We start from the raw sequence: 4,531 nt of genomic DNA on the forward strand, positions 1-4,531 counted from the left end.
CTACGGACACCACGGGAACCCTGAGGGCCTTATGGGGCGGGACTTACAGCCCGATTCAAGCCGTGTGCCTGGTCCCCCTGACAGGAATCGAACCTGTATCTAGCGCTTAGGAGGCACTTGTTCTATCCATTGAACTACAGGGAGAGGACCAAACCAAAACATTCGCCGCTATCCCCGCCAACCAGCAACCTCAGGCAGAGACTGGGCGAGTCCAAATTCGCCAACGAGCGCAGAGTATATCAAACACGCCGAGCCGCGAGGAGGGCGGCCCAAGCCCGTCCCACAAAGCAAACGGCCCAGCGGTCATCACCCGCTGGGCCGCGCGAACCGTCGGCGCACTACATCACGCAGCGCGCCCCGGTTCAACTGAGTTCACTCAGAATTCCACCACCGCGAACTCCGACTTGCTGACCTCGCACAGCGGGCAGCGCCAGTCGTCCGGAATTGCGGCGAAGCGCGTGCCCGGGGCGATACCTTCTTCGGGAATGCCGTCTTCTTCGTTGTAGATCCAGCCGCAAATCAGGCAGACCCAGCTCTTATATTCAATCACTTCAATTACTTCGCTCACGACGTACTCTTCTTTGGTTCAATGCAATGATCCGCTCAGTCTGCCCCTTTTTTGGGCACGGCGGCGACCCGCAATATTACCGGAATTTGACAAAGGGACCGCCGATTACGGATGCGGCGTCGCCTCAAAGCGCCTGACACGTGTCCGGCTCAGGCGCGAGTAATCCCGTCATACCCAGCGTGTATGCTCTGATCCGCAGCTAGTCTTTTAGGCAGGCTCGCCGGGCGCCAGGCATGGATCGCGACGATCGGCCTCAGGCAACTGACCTGGCTCCGCCATCGGCGCCTGCACGGCGCGCATGCCCCTCGTTTCCCAACAAGGAGAAAAACGATGTTCAGAAACAAATGGTTGGCCGGCACGGTACTGGCCGGGTTGCTCGCCATATCCGGCGCGGCGCAGGCCGCCGGCGTGTCTTTCGTGCAGCCGGCGGACGGCGCGACTGTTACCAATCCGGTGCATGTGGTGTTCGGCGTCGACGGTATGAAAGTCGCGCCGGCCGGTACGATGACGGAAGGCACGGGCCATCATCATCTGCTGATCGACGGCAAGCCGCTTCCCAAGGGCGAAGTGATTCCCGCCAACGACAAATCGCTCCACTTCGGCAAGGGCCAGACCGAAACCGATCTGACGCTGCCGCCGGGCGATCACACGCTGACGCTGCAATTCGGCGACGGCGCGCATCGTTCGTACGGGCCGGAAATGAGCAAGACCATCACGGTGCACGTGAAGTAAGCTGCCCACCTGAGCGGGCCGGGCGTGTGCAAACACCGTCCGGCCGCGTTTCCGTCTTGTATCCCGGCCTGAGCACGGCTTAAGCACGGCTTAAGCGCGGTCGGATCCCGTCCGCGACCGATTTGCGTACGGTTCATCCGCAGTTTTCAAGCCGGCCATTCGTCCTATCTCTTCCGGCATACAGGCACCCGCCCGCGCGCCCGGTACAATGGGCAGTTCCGACTCATCGCTGTCTTCTCCCAATTCTCCATGTCGCTTTACACCATCACCGGGGCCCAACTGGCGTTCGGTCACGTCGCGTTGCTCGATCACGCGGATTTTTCTCTCGAAGCGGGCGAGCGCGTTGGGCTGATCGGCCGTAACGGCGCGGGCAAGTCGTCGCTGCTGAAGATCGTCGCCGATCTGACCAAGCCTGACGACGGCCTCGTCACGCGCCAGCAAGGTTTGACGAGCGTCTACGTGCCGCAGGAGCCGGAGTTCGATACGGACGACACGGTATTCGACGCGGTCGCCGCCGGCCTCACCCACGCCCGCGCGCTGCTGGATGAATACGACGTGGTCGCCAATCAGCTGGCCGACGAGCCGGAAGGACCAGCACACGACGAGCTGATGTCGCGCATGAACACGCTGCAATCGGCGCTGGACCATGCGGACGCCTGGAACTGGAGCACGCGCGTGGCGACCACGCTGCAGCAGATCGGTCTGAATGGCGAGGCGCGGGTCGGGTCGCTGTCGGGCGGGATGCAAAAGCGCGTGGCGCTGGCGCGCGCGCTGGTCGTACAGCCGGACGTGCTGCTGCTCGACGAGCCGACCAACCACCTCGATTTCGACGGCATTCGCTGGCTCGAGGAGTTGCTGGTCTCGCTGCGCGCGGGTCTGCTCTTCATCACCCACGACCGCGCGTTTCTCGACCGCGTCGCTACCCGCATCGTCGAACTGGATCGCGGGCGTTTGCTGTCGTATCCGGGCAATTTCAGCGCTTACCAGACCAGGAAGGCGCAGCAGCTCGAAGTCGAGCAAGTGGAAGCGGCCAAGTTCGACAAGCTGCTGGCGCAGGAAGAAGTGTGGATTCGCAAGGGCGTGGAAGCGCGCCGCACGCGCAGCGTCGGCCGGATCGCGCGGCTCGTGCAGATGCGCAATGAGCGCGCCGAGCGTCGCAACGTGCAGGGCAACGTCAAGCTCGACGTCGGGCAGGGCGAGAAATCCGGCAAGATCGTCGCCGAACTGACTGATGTGACCAAGCGCTACGGTTCGCGCACGGTGGTCGACACGTTCACGGCTACGGTGATGCGTGGCGACAAGATCGGCTTCGTCGGTCCGAACGGGGCGGGCAAGACCACGCTGCTGAAGATGATCCTCGGCGAATTGCCGCCGGATGAAGGCACGGTGCGCATCGGCACCAATCTGCAGGTCGCGTACTTCGACCAGATGCGCGCGCAACTCGATCTGGACAAAAGTCTCGCCGATACGATCAGCCCTGGCAGCGAATGGGTCGAAGTCAACGGCCAGAAGAAGCACGTGATGAGCTATCTGGGCGACTTCCTGTTCGCACCGGAACGCGCGCGTTCGCCAGTCAAGTCGCTCTCGGGCGGCGAGCGGAACCGCCTGCTGCTGGCGCGTCTATTCGCGCGGCCGGCCAACGTGCTGGTGCTCGACGAGCCCACCAACGACCTCGACATCCCCACGCTCGAATTGCTCGAAGAACTGCTCACCGAATACGACGGCACCGTGCTGCTGGTCAGCCACGATCGCGCGTTTCTCGACAACGTCGCGACGTCGGTGATCGCTTCGGAAGGCGGGGGCAAGTGGCGCGAGTATGTCGGCGGCTTTACCGACTGGCAGATTCAACGCGACCGCTCGCAGCAAATGGCGCAGGACGCGCAGAAAGAAGCGGCGAGAGAAGTGGCGGCGCCGAAAGATGCCGCCGCGGCCCGCAATACGCAGCGCGCCGCCAAGCTGTCGTTCAAGGATCAGCGCGAGCTGGAGGCATTGCCGGCGAAAATTGCCGCGCTCGAAGCCGAGCAGAAAACCATCGGCGCTCAACTCGAAGACGGTTCGGTATTCGCGAAAGACGCTCAGGAAGGCACGCGTCTGACCGAGCGTTACGCCGCGATCGAAGAGGAATTGCTGATCGCGCTGGAACGCTGGGACGAGCTGGAAAACAAGCGCAAGTGAGGCACGAGGGCGGCGCGATCCGGATTTGCGCCGCTTTCCTGCAGAGCGCGGGGGCGTGGCCGCGCAGCGGCCCCGTCGTCATGTTTTCACGCTCCTCCAGCGGTCTCGTCGCGGTCGCATAATTGGCCGAAGCCGTACTCTGCCCCTTATCCAAACGGCCAATCCCGCATGCCGTGAATTGCCGCCCGTATCGAAATCAGTAAAATACCCCGCGAACAGGCTTCCCCGGTGTTCGCACCGGACGGCCGTTGCCGGGCTGGAGAACCGGCAACGAGCCGCCGTCGAGCGCGCCCAAGAGAAGCCAGGCTATAAAACAGCTTGCCCGCACTGCGGGCACCGCACCTAACCCCGTTGTTTCGTTTCGCTTTTTTTGAAAACTCAACGCATTGTCCACGGACCTGTCCACAGGACCTGTGGACAACGATGAACCGACGCACCCGAGTCAACCATGTCTACGAAAAAGCCAAACGCCGCGTATAGCGAAGCGTCGATCAAGGTGTTGAAGGGCCTGGAGCCGGTCAAGCAGCGGCCCGGGATGTACACCCGCACCGAGAATCCGCTGCACATCATTCAGGAAGTTATCGACAACGCGTCGGACGAGGCCCTCGGCGGCCACGGCCGGCAAATCACGGTCACGCTGCACGCGGACCACTCGGTCTCGGTCGAAGACGACGGCCGCGGCATTCCGTTCGGCCTGCATCCGGATGAAGGCGTGCCGGTCGTCGAGATCGTTTTCACGCGCCTGCACGCGGGCGGCAAGTTCGACAAGGCCGCCGGCGGCGCATACACGTTCTCGGGCGGCCTGCACGGCGTCGGCGTGTCGGTCACCAACGCGCTGTCCACCCGCCTCGACGTCACCGTATGGCGCGACGGCAAAGTTGCCGAGCTGAGTTTTGCCAATGGCGACGTCGCCAAACAACTCGAAGTAAGACCCGCGACCAAAGCCGACAAGAAGTCCGGCACGCGCGTCACCGCGTGGGCCAATCCGAAATACTTCGATTCGCCGAACCTGCCGTTCGGCGAACTGCAGCGCCTGCTGCGCTCGAAAGCGGTGCT

The 4,531-nt window shown here is 63.0% G+C and carries 4 protein-coding genes and 1 tRNA gene; 3 read left to right on the plus strand and 2 right to left on the minus strand.

Translation table 11 applies throughout. The annotated features are described in order from the left end of the window. Positions 1-69 precede the first annotated feature (69 nt). Both QOC89_RS26425 and QOC89_RS26430 read right to left on the minus strand, forming a co-directional pair. A tRNA-Arg gene (locus tag QOC89_RS26425) sits at positions 70-144 on the minus strand. A 232-nt stretch (positions 145-376) separates the two neighbouring features. Then, a complete protein-coding gene (locus QOC89_RS26430; RefSeq protein ID WP_323047725.1) occupies positions 377-568 on the minus strand; it encodes a rubredoxin in 192 nt (63 codons plus the stop codon). Positions 569-898: 330 nt separating this feature from the next. Between QOC89_RS26430 and QOC89_RS26435 the strand changes: the two genes are divergently transcribed. The 3 genes from QOC89_RS26435 to QOC89_RS26445 all read left to right on the plus strand — a co-directional run. Continuing rightward, positions 899-1,300, plus strand: a complete 402-nt coding sequence (locus tag QOC89_RS26435; RefSeq protein WP_323047726.1) for a DUF4399 domain-containing protein — start codon at positions 899-901, stop codon at positions 1,298-1,300. Between the two features lie 249 nt (positions 1,301-1,549). Further along, on the plus strand, positions 1,550-3,475 hold the full coding sequence (locus tag QOC89_RS26440) for an ATP-binding cassette domain-containing protein (protein ID WP_323047727.1): 1,926 nt from the start codon (positions 1,550-1,552) through the stop codon (positions 3,473-3,475). 448 nt (positions 3,476-3,923) lie between these two features. Beyond that, positions 3,924-4,531 (plus strand): ATP-binding protein (locus QOC89_RS26445; protein ID WP_323047728.1); only part of this gene is annotated, 608 nt, incomplete at its 3' end.

It is taken from the genome of Paraburkholderia sp., from assembly GCF_034668105.1.
Taxonomy (GTDB): domain Bacteria; phylum Pseudomonadota; class Gammaproteobacteria; order Burkholderiales; family Burkholderiaceae; genus Paraburkholderia.

What these genes read in the sequence shown, in the direction of transcription:
- QOC89_RS26435 (WP_323047726.1), top strand. Translation starts at nt 899, where the DNA reads ATGTTCAGAAACAAATGGTTGGCCGGCACGGTACTGGCCGGGTTGCTC.
- QOC89_RS26440 (WP_323047727.1), top strand. Translation starts at nt 1,550, where the DNA reads ATGTCGCTTTACACCATCACCGGGGCCCAACTGGCGTTCGGTCACGTC.